The sequence below is a fragment of the Paraburkholderia sp. SIMBA_054 genome (genome assembly GCF_046534875.1).
GTDB lineage: Bacteria > Pseudomonadota > Gammaproteobacteria > Burkholderiales > Burkholderiaceae > Paraburkholderia > Paraburkholderia hospita.
In genome coordinates this window covers 1-243 of record NZ_JAWRXV010001502.1, presented here as the reverse complement: position 1 = coordinate 243, position 243 = coordinate 1, and the positions used below count along the sequence as shown (strand labels likewise).

Annotated in this window: 1 protein-coding gene; it reads right to left on the bottom strand. The window is 56.4% G+C overall.

Features of this window, described 5'->3' with window-relative positions; all coding sequences use genetic code 11:
• The coding region (locus SB822_RS60045) for a DUF6282 family protein (RefSeq protein ID WP_410859503.1) at window positions 1-200 on the bottom strand (200 nt) is incomplete at its 3' end.
• Window positions 201-243: the final 43 nt, after the last annotated feature.

The window sequence follows — 243 nt, the reverse complement described above, 5'->3', positions numbered from 1 at the left end:
GCCACGACGCCGGAATAATCGTGGTCCTTGGTAACAGCTGCGATGAAGCCCGCCTCCGACAACTGACGCGCCAGTTCGAGATGATCAAGAGCCCGTGGAGCGATCGACGGTCCGCTATGCACATGCGGATCAACGCCGCCGCGCAGAATATCATTGATCTGAAAGTGAAGTTCGTCGGTTGCTGTGTCAGCAGTCGTCATTCCATCCTCCTCAATCGAAAGCCGTTTCAGCGGAAATCCAGGC